The sequence below is a fragment of the Thauera carbonicopians genome, assembly GCF_025699485.1.
Lineage (GTDB): Bacteria > Pseudomonadota > Gammaproteobacteria > Burkholderiales > Rhodocyclaceae > Thauera.
The window spans coordinates 1-15069 of sequence record NZ_JANUXN010000012.1 but is presented as its reverse complement, the minus strand read 5'-3'; the positions used below and the strand labels follow the sequence as shown (position 1 = coordinate 15069).

Below are 15069 nucleotides of genomic sequence, written 5' to 3'. Positions count from 1 at the left end.
ATGCCCGACAACTGCCATCAGGGTTGCAGATCCTGCCACCTTGTCTAGTATTTCCAGTCATGAAGATCATCACTCCCTCACCCGCCGAGCTTACGCTGGGCCGTGCCGCCACACCGACCGCCTTCATCCGCGCGATCGTCACCGCGTACCTGCGCCGGGGGATGGATCCGGACAGCGCCCTGCGCCAGGCGCAGATTCCCACCAGTCTGCTCGACGACCCCGATGCGCACGTCACCGCCGCACAGATGGAAACCATCTCGGGCATCGCCATGCAGGCGCTGGACGACGAAGCGCTGGGCTGGTTCTCGCGCCGCCTGCCCTGGGGCAGCTACGGCATGCTGTGCCGTGCCTCGCTCACCTCGCCCACGCTGGAAGTGGCGCTCAAGCGCTGGTGCCGCCACCATCGCCTGCTGACCGAGGACATCGTGTTCGAATTCAGCCAGACGGGCAGCCAGCAGCGCGGCACCGCGGCGGTCCGCGTCGTCGAGAACGTGGAACTCGGCGAACTGCGCGAATTCTGCCTGGTCACCACGCTGCGCTACCTGCTGGGCTACGCGAGCTGGCTGATCGACTCGCGCATCGCGCTGACGGAAACCCGCTTTCCCTTCCCGGCGCCGCGCCATGCCGACGCCTACCCCCACCTCTTCCCCTGCCGACTGCATTTCGACGCCGACACCGCCGGCTTCGGCTTCGACGCCCGCTACCTGTCGCTGCCGGTACGCCGCGACGAGCGCGCCTTGCAGGCGATGCTGCAGCGCGCGCTGCCGCTCACCGTGCTGCAATACCGCCGCGACCGCCTGCTGGTGCACAGCGTCGCGCAGATTCTGAACGCCGCGCCCGGCGCCGCCCATACCGCCGAGGATGTCGCCGCCCGGCTCAACCTGTCGGTGCGCACCCTGCACCGGCAACTGAAGGACGAAGGCGTGTCGTTGCAGCGGCTGAAGAACGAAGCCCGCCGCGAACACGCCGTCCGCCTGCTGCTGCAGACGAAGAAGCCGATCAAGCAAATCGCCGCCGCGGTCGGTTTCGACAGCGAAAAGAGCTTTGCGCGGGCATTCCGGACCTGGACGGGGACAGCGCCGAGCGAAATGCGACAAGACCCCATGGAGCCGGCCCAACGGGAACGCAAATGAGGATGGGCGAAATCCCCCCTCTCCCCGGATTCCTTCTCCGTTCCCGGCGCCGCTGACACACTGCCGAAGCCGGCCGGAATATCGTCCCGCGGCCACCGGCGGATAACGAAATCCGGCGCTGCGCCTGCCCCCCGGTCACAGCTCGATCACATAAGGTTTGTCCGGCACCGGATTGTATTCGGCGACATAGCCGAGTTCGGCCTGCTTTTCCGGCGACGCCCAGGGGCGGGTGGTGTCGCAGTCATAGTTGAAGCACAGCATGGGCGGCTGATGCACCGAACGGGCGATGATGCGCTGCACGGCCTCGGCATCGGGGTGGCCGAACTGGGCGCCATTGGTGCTGATCAGGAAGCGCGGGCTGTCGATCAGGGAGAGCAGTTTGTCGCTGATGTTGCCCGCGCTGCCATGGTGCGCCACCTTCACCGCGTCGACATGAAGCGTTTTCTGGCTGCGTTGTTTCAGCAGGCGCGTGATCGAAGCCGCGATCACCTCGTGATGGGCATCGGCCAGGAACAGGCATGACTTGCCGCCGTATTCGGCCAGGAAAGCGATCGAGCTGCCGTTGGGGGCGGCACCGTCGATCTTGAGCTGGCGCTCGAGCAGCTTGTCCAGCTCGGGCGTGCTGCCCAGCAGCCCCTGCCCGGGCAGATAGACCTTGCGTGCGGCCAGCCTTGCCCACGCTGCATCCAGGTCGCCGGGCACCACTTCCGGGCCGAGATCCTTCTTCCACTTCGTCCGCATCCTGTCCAGCCTTGCGTTCGTCGGCGACAGCAGGGTCAGTTTCATGCCGTCGGCGAGCGTGTGCTCCGGCAAGGGTCCGTCATCCGGCACCACCACGGCCTTGCCGCCGAACGCGTGGTTCCACTGGTCCAGCCGGAAGCGGCGGACGATCAGCGCGCTCAGGAACTCGCCCTGCTTGCCGCCCAGCACCTGCCTGCCCGGCTGCAGATGGCTCCAGCCATTGAACCAGATGTCGATCACGCGGATGGGAACGGGGAGGTTGGCGAACAGCCGCACGATACCCTCGATGTGGTCGGTATCCACATGGCTCATCACCACCAGTTCGAACCGGCGGTCGCCCGCTGGAAGCGCGTTCAGGCGCGCATCGAGGTGCTTGTAGCCGCCGATCGGGCCGCCGTCGATCAGCATTCGCCGTGTGCGCGAAGCGTTTCCGTACTCCACCAGCAGGCAGTCGCCATGCAGGGCGGGCAGCAGTTCGATGCGGAAAAAATCCTGTTCCGCCATGGATGGCTCCCTTTCAAAGCCGCCAATCGGCATCGCCGAAGGCGACCACGCAGAGCGCCATCGGCAGGCTGTCGAGCAAGGCCTGGCGCTTGGCCGCCCGCAAGGCTTCGCCAAGGCATGTTTCGGTATTCGCGCCAGGCGCGTCGTCCGCCTGCCCGCTGATCGACAGCAGGCCCTCGATCAGCTTCTCGCCCACCTTCACCGCATGTGGCCCGAACACGGTCGCGATGGTCGAGATGACCACCGCCGCCCCGGCCTGGCGGAAATAGCGGATATGGTTCGCATACTGCTGGGCGGTGCTGGACACGTCGCAGCCGAGCAGCATCACCAGCGGATACGGGCCGTCGACGTGCACATATTCACGCGGCAGGCGCAGCGTCTTGAAGGCCTTGCCGCCGATCTCCAGCGCGATGTCCTGCTTGTCGCCGGTGTTGTGCGGAAACGCCACCAGCAGCGTCGGACGGCTTCCGGTGACGGTGGCCTTCCATTCGTCCCAGTCCTTCACCTCCTGCACGCGCCCGTTCAGGTGCGCCGCAAGGATTGCGATGACGGGGCTCACTTCGCCGTGCTTCACCTCCTTGCTGTAAGCCACCAGGGCAGGCTGATCGAGCTGCAGACGCACCCGGTCGCCGGCAGGCTCCGCCTGGACGATCAACTCCGCGCCGTCGGGCCTGCCGCTGACCGCCGGACTGTAGATGTGCCGCTCGATGACCTTGCGCAAGCCCCAGAAGCCCATCGGGCACACATGCCGTCCCGGCTCCTGCTGCCCGTCGCAATGGCCGGGACAGGCGCCAGACTTCAACGCTTCGAGCGCGTCGGGGCAAAAACGGACGCTGCCCTCGTCGTCCGGCGGCGGATACTGGTAGATGAACTCGAAAGGCACCACTTCGTCGGCGCGGGTGCTGATGATCTGGATATGGGTGGCTTCCTCCACATCCATTCCGCCATTGCGCAACTGCTGCAGATGGTCGGCCACCAGCACCGAATAGAGGTCGCTCCCCACCCGGGCCAGTTTGTAGAACAGCTTCAGGTTGTCGCCCTGGGTCAGGCCTCCGCTGTAGTCGGCCACGCTGTAGGCGACCTCCGACAGCAACTGGTTGATGGTATCGACCGGCTCCCTGATGCCGCCAAGGTCGGTGGCCCAGGCCCGCTTGCCGGCAACGCCGGTCAGCAACGGCCGCTCGGCATTCGTCTGGTTGAGGACGAAGGACGCGTCGAACTGGCGCCGGGTGCCCAGGTCGCTCCAGTGCTCGCGCACCCGCGCCTCGATCCGCTGCGTGATGCCCTCCCCTGCGCCGGCCCGCACACCCTGCGGCACGACACGGGTATGGATCAATACCGTCTGCAGCACGCGCCCCCGGTGCAGCACGGCGATCCGGGCCTGGAATGCCGCGGGCTCGCGGGGCGTGAACACGAACTCGGCCACGCTGCTCGGCCCCGAACCGGGCAGCCAGAGTGCCTCCACCATCGGCGCGTCGAGCTGGGTCGGCTCGTGGAACACGATCTGCAGGCGGTGGCGGCGCCGATTGCGCGGCAGCTCATGTGCCGGAAAGGGTTCTGGCGCAGCCTGCCAGCGTTCGTCCGGCGGTCCGATGCGCACGCGCAGCATCACCGTGGTGCCCACGATCAGGCGCTGACGCTCCTCGACCAGTTCGCCTGCCTCCGTGCGCCAGAAGCTGTGCTGCACGTAGCGCGTCTCGGGCTGCTCGGCAGCTCGGGCGGCCTCATGCTTCCTCACCTCGTTGGTCACCTCCGTCAGCGAGGAGGCCTCGTCGGACTCGCGGTAGTAGCCGTAGGCTCCCCGCGATCCGCTGATGTTCCTGGCCAGTATTTTCGGCGAGACCTTGCGCAGGGCGTCCGCCATGGCCGGCGCGCCTCCCTCTTCCGGAGGGCTGGCGCCTGCCAGCCCTTCTCTCGGCTCCGCAGTTTCCAAGGTGTCGACGAAGTCGGGAACATGGATCAGATCATCCAGCGAGCGCTCGCTCACCACCAGCGATGCATCTGGCGGCAAGGCTTTCAGGCGCCCCGCGATCCGGTCCACCGAGTTCGAGAGATGGCTGAGCTGAACGAGGTCACGGCTCAGGAAAGCGATCACGCCCTCCCCGAAAGCCATCGGCAGCGCCACGTCGAGCGGGCGGTCATGGGTCAGCTCATCACCCAGGCGCACCAGCGCCTGCATCTCCCAATCAGGTTCCGCTTCGGCTGGCGGCGTGACGCACACCACACCCTCTGCCGACAATTCGCGGGCCACGATGCGCGCGACGTCCTCGACGTCGGCATCATCGTCGATGCCACCCAGCAGCAATACGAGCGCCGCCCGGCACCTCACTCCCTTCGCCAGCAGTTGGCCCGCCACATGCCGCAGCGGTCCGCTGAACACGAGCATCTCCACTCGCGCCTGCGAACGGTCCGCCACGCAGAAGCGGTACGGCCACGGCTCCCGCCAATAGGTACGGAAGTCCGAGAAGGCATCGGCCAGCGGATCGTCCGGCAAGGCGGCGAAGCTGAATGGCAACTGCCAATCGACCTGTCCGTCCCAGGCGAAGGCATCGGCGACGAACACGCTGCCGGCGTCCACCGGCGCCTGCTGCAAGGTGCGCAACATGGGCAGCAACCCACCCCAGCGGCGTCCCCGGCTCTTCACCGCGATGCGCGTGCCCCAGGGCGCGTCGTCGACGTACTTCTGCCACGCTGCGGCCAGCACGCTTGCGGATGGAAATCGCGCCAGCCCCGCCAGCGCAGGCATCTCCCAGTCCAGGGTCTTGTCGCCGTCGCGCATGCTGCGGAACACGGCTGCGATGTCTGCGATTCGATGCACCTCCGTCCGCTTGGCGGCAAGCTGCTCCAGCAGGTCGATGCGGCGGCGGCGCTGGCGGCGGGCAGCAGCATTCAAGATGCCGAGCGCCGCACAGGCCTGCGCGAAGCGCGCATCGTCGACTTCCAGGCTCCAGGCGGCGAGGCCGTGGCGGTTGGTCATGGCTGCAGCCTCAGTTCAGCGGCCACTCGGGCACCGGCCAGCCCTGCGCCGCCGCAACGTCCAGGCGTGCGCGCCTGCGCAAGGCAACGTCGGCAAGTGCATAACCCCAGTTGATCAGGCGGCCCTGCTCGCGCGCCTCGAACTTCTTCAGGCGTGTCGGGATCTTCTCGAGCACGGCGGTGATTGCGTTGTCGGCAGTGATCGCGCCAGGATCGCCGTAAGCCTCGATCCGGGTGCCGATTCCCCAGTAAGCGCCTCGCCGCCGCCCGGCCTGGAAGTCATCGACCAGCCAGCGCTTGCGCAGCGCGCGAGTCTGGTCGATCAGGATGTCGCGCACCCTGCCCAGTTGCAGCAGATCATCCTCGAAGGGCGATTCATCGATCTCGAACGGCGCCCCGGCATCGCTGACCAGGACGATGTCCAGGCCCTCGAGCAAGGCCTCCAGGCCCATGTTGTCGTAGATCCCGCCATCGGCAAGCACGATGCGCCGGCGCAGCTTTTCCAGATTAGGCAACTCGTGCTGCGGCTTCTCCCAGGCACCGGGATCGGTCTTCACGACCACCGGAGAAAAGATCGGCGGAAAAGCGCTCGACGCCGCCACGGCATCCGCCAGCCTGACATCCGTGCTGCGGGACATGCCGAGGTAATAGTCGGCAACATAGTCCTGGCGGAAGCGGAAACTGCGCCCGGTCTGCATGTTGGTAGCGTAGAAGATGAAGCGCGGCGCCTGTTCCTGGTTCGGATCCGACAGCGACCGCAGCAACGTCTCGCCGAACAGGTCATCGGCGTAACGGTCGGCGAGAAACTCGCCGGATGTCTTGAACGGCACGAGATGGCCGAGCAAGGCGGTCTTGATGTCGATCGACCGGCTACAGAACTGGCGAACGGGCTGCGCCACGACCGCCTCGAAGTTGCCGGCGCGGCCAGCGCTGAAATCGAGCCGACGCCATCCGTGCGCCAGGATCCCCGCCAGAATCGAGCCGCCCGACACACTGGTGACCCGCGCCAGCCCCCCGAGCAAGCCGGCCTCATTCAGGCGCCACAAACTGCCGAGCCCGAAGAGCGTTGCCCGGAATCCGCCGCCGGACAGCGCCAGACCGATCTTCAGTGCGTTCTCCGCATTCATGCCAGCGCTCCCGGTTGGATTGCAAATGCAGTTTCACGAGCATGTATCCACAATATAGGCACAACGCACCCAGGCTGCCGGGTAATCGCAAGCCAAGCCTTCGCGGCATAAAGTTTCCCTGCAGCCAGCCGTTAATCCCTTAGTGTGGCGACGGCTGGAGTCACGCCCGAGGCAAACGGAGGAGAGCACCATGGCAACGACAGGCAGCGGTATCAACCAGACAACGGCAAGCAGCGCAACGCAGGCCCCTCAGGCGGCGAAGAGCGCACAACGCAGCGAAGGCAGCAGCCGCATGGCAAGCGCGGAAACCGTACGCCACGAACAGAACGCCGCGATCATCACCGCATCGCTGCAGGTCTCGATCAAGGCCGGCAACGACTCCCTCGCCCTGCTCTACCGCTCGGCCATCGACCACCTGAACGAAGTGCTGGCGCCGGGGCAGAACGTGGACGTCATCGGCAAGGCGATGGAACAGGACAACTCGCCCGAGGCCACCGCCGAACGCATCCTGAGCTTCGCCACCGGCTTCTTCGACGCCTACGCGGCGCAGCACCCCGGCAAGGACCCCGAAGAACTCGCCCGCAACTTCACCGACCTGGTGCGGGGCGGCTTCGAAAAGGGCTTCAAGGAAGCGCGCGACATCCTCGACGGGCTGGGCGTGCTCGGCGGCAGCGACATCGAGAACGGCATCATGAAGACCTACGAACTGGTCTCGAAGGGCTTCGACGACTTCCTCGCCGCCAGGTTGAAGCCGGCTGCCGAAACCGGAGCGCAGCAGCAGACGGATGAGGCTGCCAAGCCGGCGCCAAAGGCCTGAACACACTTTGACGAGGCCCTCGACACCGCGTCGCGGGCATCAGCGGCCACCCGCCAGCGATGCCAGCCGGCGGCAACACGGCAGGACGAATCCGCTGCAATCCGCGCAGCGGCCGTCAATCGCCGTGCCGGGCAAGGAAGTCGAACAGTTGCGCTGCCCGCCCTTCGGGTTTCGTCCCGCCCGCAGTACATAGAAGCAAGCTTCTGGCCGCCCAGGCGTCCGCGATCCGCGCCATTCCGATGCGGGCATGAGCCAGGCGCCGAGCGGCGGCGGCCGGCACGATGGCGATGCCGACACCATCCGCGACCAGGCTGACCACCGCTTCGAAACTACGCACCCGGACCCGGTAATGAAGCCCCCTGCCGTACTGCAGCGCTCGTCCCTGCAGGAAGCGGCTCAAGCCGCTCTCGGCCGGCAGGCCGACGAAAGGATGTTCGAGCAGATCGGCGAAGTGCACGTCGGCACCCGCCGGCCAGGATGCAGCCGACGGAAAGACTGCAACCAGGTCGTCCTTTACGAACATGCGGGTATGCAGCCCTTCGGTTTCAACGTAATCGGCGACGATGCCGATGTCGGCCTGCTCCTGCCGCATGGCCAGCAGCACATCCTGGCTGCCGAGTTCGCGCAGGTCGATATCCACGTCCGCGTGCCCGGCGAGAAAGCGCCCGATGAGCGGCGGCAGATACTCGGTCATCGCCGCGGTATTGCAAACCAGCCGTATCGTGCTGCGAATGCCGTGCGCATGGGCGGCCATCTCCGCATGCAGTATCTCCAGTTCGCGCTCGAGACGGCCAGCATGCCGCAACAGGGTGCGCCCTGCATCGGTCATCCGGATACCGAGCTTGGAACGATGCAGCAAGGCGGTACCCAGGGCATGTTCCAGCTTCTGCAGGCGCGCGCTGGCCGCCGCCAGCGAAAGGTGCATGGCATCGGCGCCGCGCGTGATCGATCCTGCCTCGACGGCAGCGGCAAACAGATGAAGATCAAACGTGGAAATGCGATAGGGAGCCACACCACTTCGCTTCATCATCGGCCTCATCCTTCGATTTCGACGAAAGATACCATCGCCGATGCGTGATCGACAGCAGGCCTCCCGCCTCCGATCATCACCTCATGGAAACCACATCTCTCATCATCGTTGCCGCAGTGTTCCTGGCGGCCGGCGCGGTCAAGGGCGTTTCGGGCATGGGACTGCCCACGGTCTCGATGGCGCTGCTCGGCCTGCTGATGCCGCCGGCGGAAGCGGCGATGCTGATGGTGCTGCCTTCGCTGGCGACGAACGTCGCCCAATGCACAGGCCCGCACTGGGCGATGCTTGCGCGCCAGTTGTGGCCGATGTGGGCCGGCCTGCTGCTGGCAGCCCTGTTCAGCCCGATCTCGGCGATCGATATCCCCGGCGCACGCGCCTCGCTGGTCCTCGGGCTCGTGCTGGTGATCTACGGCATCTGGGGGCTTGCCCGGCCTGCGCTCCCCGAGCTCGGGCGCCATGCCCGGCTCGCCGGCGGCGTCGCCGGCTCGGCGACAGGGCTGGTGACCGCCGCGACCGGCGTTTTCGTGATCCCCATGGTGCCCTATCTGCAGGCGCTGAAGCTGCCCAGGGACGCCTTCATCCAGGCGATGGGCATCAGCTTCATGCTGGCGACCGTGGCCTTGATGCTGCGGCTGGGGAGCGCAAACCTGGCCGACTGGACCGCCAACGCTCCGGCATGCGCGACGGCATTCATCGCCGCCTTTGCAGGGCTGTGGGCGGGCGCGCGGCTACGGGGTCGCCTGGACCCGATGCAGTTCCAGCGCGTGCTTTACGGCGTCTTCCTGCTGCTGGGGCTCGTGATGGCCGGACGGTCGCTGTGACGGCTGCCAAGCCACAGCGATAGCGCCGTGCCCGCCAACAGCACGGTTGCAATGGCGCTGGCCCAGCTCAGGGCATCCCAGCCGGCGATCCGGGAGTCGCCGATGAGCCGCACCAGCAGCGGGCCGGCGATCTGGCCTGCCGCGAAACCGGCGGTCATGCGCGCGAGAAGAGCCGTCGGATTATCGGGCATGCGCTCGCGCGCCAGCTGAAGACCCGCCATGGTCGTGACCATGAAGGTGCCGCCAACCAGCACCGCCGACCCCGCCAGCACCCACAGCGACTGCTGCAGCAAGGGCAGAAAGGTGCCCACGGCCATCACGCCCTGGGCAATCGCCCAGACCTTCCGGCGCGACCAGCCATGCAGCCAGCGCGAGGCAAAGGCAACCGACAGTGCCGCCGCCGTGCCGAAGATCGGCCAGGTGAGCCCGAAGACGAGCGGGTCGGCCACCAGCTGCCGCGCCATCGTCGGCAGGAAAGTCGCGGGGATGATGTAGCCGAAGCCGAACGCGCTGTAGCACAGCACCACGCCGAGGTTACCGCGCCCGGCAGTCGACGACGCCGGCTTTGGCGGAGCGGAGGCACCCGATGGCGCCGCAGCGGTGGACGACTCCGGAAGCTTCCGCAGGACATACGCGGCACCGAGGACGGCGAGCAGCCCGAGTTCTGCCCAAAGCACCACGGCGCTCTGCCCGCCGCCCAGCCAGGTCAGGACACCCGTTCCCGCGATACCCAGGCCGACTCCGGTATACATCCATCCGCCGAGCGAGGTCGCATGCTGACGGCTCAGTTCGGGCAGGCACCAGCCACTGGCGCAGACCAGCACCCAGGCGCTGAAGATGCCCGCGCTGGCCCGAAGCGCCATGCCGAGCCACGGCAGCCCGGCATCGCCCCAGACCATCCCGAGCGTCGTCACGGCCACCCCGACCAGCCCGATCTGAAGCCCTCGCCGCGGGCTGCCCGCGAACCACGACGCGCTCAGCGCGCCCAGCAGGTAGCCGAAGTAATTGGCCGTGGCCCACTCCGTGCCCGTCACCGCATCGAGGCTGCCGTCGCGCAGCATCAGCGGCATCATCGGCGTGAACGCAAACCGGCCGACGCCCATCGCGATCGCCAGCGCGACCAGGCCGATAAGGATGATCACCTGCGGCGACGGCGCCGACGAAGGCAGTCCAGCCGTGATGGAGCAGCCGAAGGAAGGCTTCATTGCTGATACCGGACCGCCAGCATTTCCCCCGTTGCGCACACCTCGCCATCTGCCGACAGCGTGAGATCCACCCACACCTTTCGGCCTTCCATGCTGCGCAGCTTCCCCTTGATGACGAGCTCGGTGCCCATCGGCGTGGGCCGGCGGAAGTCGACCTTCAGGGATGCGGTGACGTACCGGATGGGCTCGCCTTCCGACCCCATTTCACGGTTCTGGGCCCGATGGGCAAACGCCGCCGCGGAAGCCGCACCGTGGCAATCCAGCAGGGATGCGATCAGGCCGCCATAAACGTGATGCGGAACGCCGCCGCTGTATTCGGGCTTCGGCAGGAAGCGGGCAATCGTTTCGTCGCCATCCCAATGGCTCTTCAGATGATGCCCTGCCGGATTGTTCCTGCCACATCCATAGCAATGGCTGAACTTCTCGGCATAGAAATACTGGAATGCAATGCTCATTTCGTTTTCTCTGGCATGAGACCCATCGGGTCGCTCTACATCTGCGCAAGCGCCGCCATCACCAGCAGCAGGCTGATTGCGGACAGCAAGGTCTGAAAGGTGATGAGGCCGGCCATCAGGTGGCTGTCACCCCCTAGCTGCCGCGTGAGCACGTAGGCCGACGGGGCGGTGGGCAAGGCAAAGAACAACACGACGACGGCGGTTTCGATTGCGGGCAGCGCCAGAACCCTGGCACTCAGGAATGCGACCGCCGGCACCACGAGCAGCCGGATCAGGCTGTTGCCGAGCAGCGCGCCACCCTGCCCGCGCAGTTCCTCGAGCTTCAACGCCGCCCCCACGCACAGCAGGCCCAGCGGCAGGCTGGTGTTCGCCAGCAGGGTCAGCAGCCTGTCCGTGCCCCATTTCAGCTCCAGCCCGGAAAGATTGAACAGCGCTCCTGCCAGGCAGGCCAGGATCAGCGGATTCCTGATCACCGGCACCAGCAGCGACATCACGCTCCCGCTCTTGTCGGCCGACAGCGCCAGCACCGACAACACGTTCACCGCCGGCACCAGCACCGCCAGGATCACCGCGGCGAACACCATGCCTTCCTTGCCGTACAGCCCGCTGACGGCCGCAATGCCGAGATAGGTGTTGAAGCGCAGCAGGCCCTGGAGTTGGACACCGAAGCGGGCTGCCGGCCACTGCCTGATGCGGCGGGCGACGAGCAGGCCGGCCGTGACCACGCCCAGCACGATCACCAGCACGACGAGCAGGCGCGGCAGCGCCGGGCTGTTCAGCGGCGCGCCGCTGAGGCTGCTGAAGAGCAGCGCGGGAAACAGCACGAAGTAGTTGAAGCGCTCCGCGCCCGGCCAGAATCCTGCGCCGGGAAAACCGGAGCGCTGCATCAGGTGGCCGATCACGATCAGGACGAAGAGCGGCCACAGCGAAAAGAGGATGTCGCTCATCAGGCGTAACTCGCCCCCATGCCGGCACGCACGTCCTGCTGGATCCCGTACTGCGGGAACGGATAGCGGAAGCCGTTGCGCGCAAGCGCCTTCATGCCCTCGATGGCCTTGTCCAGATGATCCGGCGGCAGCGCCATCAGCATTTCATCGTCCAGCACGCCGCCATAGCGCCGCTCGGCGAAACAGGGAATCGACAGGCTCGGTTCGCGGGTTCTCAGCGCGCGCCCCCAGGAGTCCGCACAGGCGGATTCCCCCACCACCGACCAGTCGAACTTCCGGTAGCCGCTCCATTGCAAGCCATTGATGAAGTACATCATCGCCCCCGGCGTGGCGTAGAACAGCACGATGTCGGGCGGGTCGAGCCGGCCGCCGGCAAGCGGCGAAATCGCCAGCGCCTCGTACTTGCCGTCCTCCACGCAGTGCATCGCCGCCTGGTGCGCGGCTGCATCCGCAGCCGTCTTGAACCAGTGGCCGACCATGAACTCGCCGCTGCGCCATTCGGCATCCTTGGCATTGCCCAGGCCGACGACCGAACGGCACTGCGGGCCGTAGAGATTCTCCGCGGTGACACCGACCGTCCAGCCCAGCCTGGCGGCCTGCGCGACGAGTTGATCGAGGTTGTGCACTGACGCTGGACGCCGGATCTTGGGGATGGCCTCCATCTCGGCCCGGCTTTCGTACAGCTTCATGCCGAAGACGAAGCTGCGGAGCTTGAGCAACTGCTCCAGCTCCGCAGCCCTGCTTTTCCAATCGACGCTCATCCTGCCTCCCCAAAGCGATGACCGGCGCTGAACGCGCCGGCCCCGGAGTTTAGCGCCCCATCGAGTAGAACTCTGCGTTGGGCCGCATGCTGGTGACGTTGGCGATACGATTGGACATGCCGAAGAAGGCCGCGATACCGGCGATGTCCCAGATGTCGTCATCGGTGAAGCCGTGCGCCTTCAGCGCCTCGAAGTCGGCCTCGCCGACCAGCTGGGCCGCCTGCGACACCTTCATGCCGAAATCGAGCATCGCCTTCTGCCGCTCGCTGATGTCGGCCTTGCGGTAGTTGGTCGCAACCTGGTCGGCGATCAGCGGATTCTTCGCGCGGATACGCAGGATGGCACCGTGCGCGATCACGCAGTACTGGCACTGGTTCACCGCGCTGGTCGCCACCACGATCATCTCCCGCTCGGCCTTGCTCAGGTTGCCGGGCTTTTCCATCAGGGCATCGTGGTAGGCGAAGAAAGCGCGGAACTCGTCCGGGCGGTGGGCCAGGGTCAGGAACACGTTGGGAACGAAACCGGCTTTTTCCTGGACGGCAACGATCCGCTCGCGGATGTCCTCGGGCATGTCCTCGAGTGCGGGGACCGGGAAACGGCTCACTGCGGCCTGTTGTGCTTGAGTCATGTACTTCTCCTTCGAGTGATGAGGCAGATTTCGGGCGCTGCAGGTTTTTATCGATTGACGTCCACGACGACGCGGCCGCGCACTTCGCCCTTCAGGATGCTTTCGGCCAGCGGGATCGCTTCGGCAAGGCCGACTTCACGGCTGATCTGGCCGAGCTTGGTCACGTCCAGGTCGCTGCCCAGGCGCTGCCACGCCACCAGGCGGTCGGCACGCGGGCACATCACGCTGTCGACGCCCGCCAGGGTCACGCCGCGCAGGATGAAGGGCGCGACGCTCGCCGGCAGGTCCATGCCCGCCGCCAGGCCGCAGGCCGCCACCACGCCGCGGTACTTCGTCGTCGCGCAGACGTTGGCCAGCACATGGCTGCCGGCAACGTCGACCGCACCGGCCCAGCGCTCGCGGCCCAGCGGCTTGCCGGGCGCGGCATAGTCGGCGCGGTCGATCACCTCGGTGGCACCGAGCGCCTTCAGGTAGTCGGCATCGTTCGGCCGGCCGGTCATCGCCACCACCGTGTAGCCCAGCTTCGCCAGCACCGCGACGGCGACGCTGCCGACGCCGCCCGCCGCGCCGGTGACGAGGATCTCGCCATCCGCCGGCTTCACGCCGTGCCGCTCCAGCGCCAGCACGCACAGCATCGCGGTATAACCCGCGGTGCCGATCGCCATCGCCTGCTGCGGCGTGAAGGACGAGGGCAGCGGCACAAGCCAGTCGCCGTTCAGCCGCGCCTTCTGCGCCAGCCCGCCCCAGTGGGTCTCACCAACACCCCAGCCATTGAGCACCACCGCCTCGCCGGCCTTGTAGTCCGGGTGGCTGCTGTCCTCGACCACGCCGGCCAGGTCGATGCCCGGCACCATCGGGAACTTGCGCACCACCGGCCCCTTGCCGGTGATCGCCAGGCCGTCCTTGTAGTTGATCGTCGAATGGCTGACCCGCACCGTGACGTTGCCCTCGGGCAGTTGCGCTTCGTCGATGTCCTTCACGCCGGCGCGATAACCGGCTTCGTCCCGCTCGATCAAGATGCCCTTGAACATGTCATCCTCCTCCATTTAGACCGACTGTCTAGTGATGGTCGAAAAAATCAGCCTGCTGCCAGGCTGGCGAAGAAAAACCCTGCAAACACTTCGAGCGGCTTCGCACTGCGCTCGAGCTTGGCACGCAACACCGCGCCCTCCCAGCCGATCCAGAACACGACCGCGAGCTGTTCGGTGTCGGCATCCGGGGCGATTTCCCCGGCCTGCTGCGCTTCGCGAAGGCAGGCCGCCAGACGCGCCTGCCAATCCTCGAACGTCTCCTTGAGCCGGTCGCGGAAGCTCTCCGGCAGCGCGCCCATCTCCTGGCCGAGATTGCCGATCAGGCAGCCGCGGCGAAATTCGTAGCGCGCCATGCCGTCCATCGCATCGGCCACGAACGAACGCAGGCGCTCCAGCGGCGCCAGCGACGGATTGCCGAAATGGCGATCCAGCTTGCGGGCGAAGAACAGCCCATAGCGCTCGATCAGGTCGAGGCCGAACGCCTCCTTGCTGCCGAAGTAATGATAGAAGGAGCCTTTCGGCACGCCGACGCGGCCGAGGATCTCCTCGATGCCGGTGGCGGAAAACCCCTTCTCGGTGAGCACTTCCAGACCCGCGCGCAGCAACAGCTCGCGCGTCTCGGTCAGGTTCTCACGCTGCCTGGGCGGCCTGCCGCGGCGACGAGGGGTGTGTTGTTTGACATCCATGCGACAACATTAAACCGATCGTCTCGTAAAATCAAGCGGAAAAATCATCAGGCCGCACGCGCGCGCCCAAACTCCGCGTCGAGCCTGCATTACGTGGGTTGATCTATCCCGGCGAACATGCACGCTTTAAGGAAGCGCTGAATAAATCGCTTTCATCGGTGCTGAATCATTTCTAAGCATGCTTCGTCGCTGGCTCCATCAATGCAT

14 protein-coding genes are annotated in these 15069 nt (G+C 66.4%); 3 read left to right on the top strand and 11 right to left on the bottom strand.

The annotated features are described in order from the left end of the window. Window positions 1-59: 59 nt before the first annotated feature. A complete protein-coding gene (locus NX068_RS14555) occupies window positions 60-1133 on the top strand; it encodes an AraC family transcriptional regulator (RefSeq protein ID WP_263461978.1) in 1074 nt (357 codons plus the stop codon). 135 nt (window positions 1134-1268) lie between these two features. Here NX068_RS14555 and NX068_RS14550 read toward each other — a convergent pair whose 3' ends face one another. The 3 genes from NX068_RS14550 to NX068_RS14540 are packed head-to-tail and all read right to left on the bottom strand — an operon-like array spanning window position 1269 to window position 6481. Beyond that, window positions 1269-2378, bottom strand: coding sequence for a ComEC/Rec2 family competence protein (locus NX068_RS14550; RefSeq protein WP_263461977.1), 1110 nt, complete (start codon window positions 2376-2378; stop codon window positions 1269-1271). Between the two features lie 13 nt (window positions 2379-2391). Then, window positions 2392-5355 (bottom strand): hypothetical protein, encoded by a 2964-nt coding sequence (locus tag NX068_RS14545; RefSeq protein ID WP_263461976.1) that lies wholly within the window; start codon window positions 5353-5355, stop codon window positions 2392-2394. Window positions 5356-5365: 10 nt separating this feature from the next. Beyond that, entirely contained in the window at window positions 5366-6481 is a 1116-nt protein-coding gene (locus NX068_RS14540) for a patatin-like phospholipase family protein (RefSeq protein ID WP_263461975.1), read from the bottom strand. A 190-nt stretch (window positions 6482-6671) separates the two neighbouring features. Here NX068_RS14540 and NX068_RS14535 point away from each other — a divergent pair, with 190 nt between their 5' ends. Next, window positions 6672-7298, top strand: a complete 627-nt coding sequence (locus tag NX068_RS14535; protein ID WP_263461974.1) for a DUF5610 domain-containing protein — start codon at window positions 6672-6674, stop codon at window positions 7296-7298. A gap of 115 nt (window positions 7299-7413) precedes the next feature. Here NX068_RS14535 and NX068_RS14530 read toward each other — a convergent pair whose 3' ends face one another. Beyond that, window positions 7414-8328 (bottom strand): LysR family transcriptional regulator, encoded by a 915-nt coding sequence (locus NX068_RS14530; protein WP_263461973.1) that lies wholly within the window; start codon window positions 8326-8328, stop codon window positions 7414-7416. 83 nt (window positions 8329-8411) lie between these two features. Between NX068_RS14530 and NX068_RS14525 the strand changes: the two genes are divergently transcribed. Beyond that, window positions 8412-9149 carry a sulfite exporter TauE/SafE family protein gene (locus NX068_RS14525; RefSeq protein WP_263461972.1) on the top strand — a complete coding sequence of 246 codons (738 nt, stop codon included), beginning with the start codon at window positions 8412-8414 and terminating at the stop codon, window positions 9147-9149. Here the strand turns inward: NX068_RS14525 and NX068_RS14520 are convergent. From NX068_RS14520 to acuR, 7 genes are read right to left on the bottom strand one after another with little or no spacing between them, the layout of a single operon-like run. Next, window positions 9098-10354 (bottom strand): YbfB/YjiJ family MFS transporter, encoded by a 1257-nt coding sequence (locus NX068_RS14520; protein WP_263461971.1) that lies wholly within the window; start codon window positions 10352-10354, stop codon window positions 9098-9100. The two genes, NX068_RS14525 and NX068_RS14520, sit on opposite strands and share 52 nt — an antisense overlap. Beyond that, window positions 10351-10809, bottom strand: coding sequence for a PaaI family thioesterase (locus NX068_RS14515; RefSeq protein WP_263461970.1), 459 nt, complete (start codon window positions 10807-10809; stop codon window positions 10351-10353). Before NX068_RS14515 ends, NX068_RS14520 begins: the two co-directional genes overlap by 4 nt. 35 nt (window positions 10810-10844) lie before the next feature. Further along, a complete protein-coding gene (locus tag NX068_RS14510) occupies window positions 10845-11756 on the bottom strand; it encodes an AEC family transporter (RefSeq protein WP_263461969.1) in 912 nt (303 codons plus the stop codon). After that, a complete protein-coding gene (locus tag NX068_RS14505) occupies window positions 11756-12517 on the bottom strand; it encodes a DUF169 domain-containing protein (protein WP_263461968.1) in 762 nt (253 codons plus the stop codon). The genes NX068_RS14510 and NX068_RS14505 overlap by 1 nt, the downstream gene beginning before the upstream one ends. 49 nt (window positions 12518-12566) lie before the next feature. Then, window positions 12567-13145: a peroxidase-related enzyme gene (locus NX068_RS14500; RefSeq protein WP_263461967.1), complete on the bottom strand. Its 579-nt coding sequence runs from the start codon at window positions 13143-13145 to the stop codon at window positions 12567-12569. Window positions 13146-13192: 47 nt separating this feature from the next. Continuing rightward, window positions 13193-14176: an acrylyl-CoA reductase (NADPH) gene (gene acuI, locus NX068_RS14495; RefSeq protein ID WP_263461966.1), complete on the bottom strand. Its 984-nt coding sequence runs from the start codon at window positions 14174-14176 to the stop codon at window positions 13193-13195. 47 nt (window positions 14177-14223) lie between these two features. Next, entirely contained in the window at window positions 14224-14862 is a 639-nt protein-coding gene (gene acuR, locus NX068_RS14490; protein WP_263461965.1) for an acrylate utilization transcriptional regulator AcuR, read from the bottom strand. Between the last annotated feature and the right edge of the window lie 207 nt (window positions 14863-15069).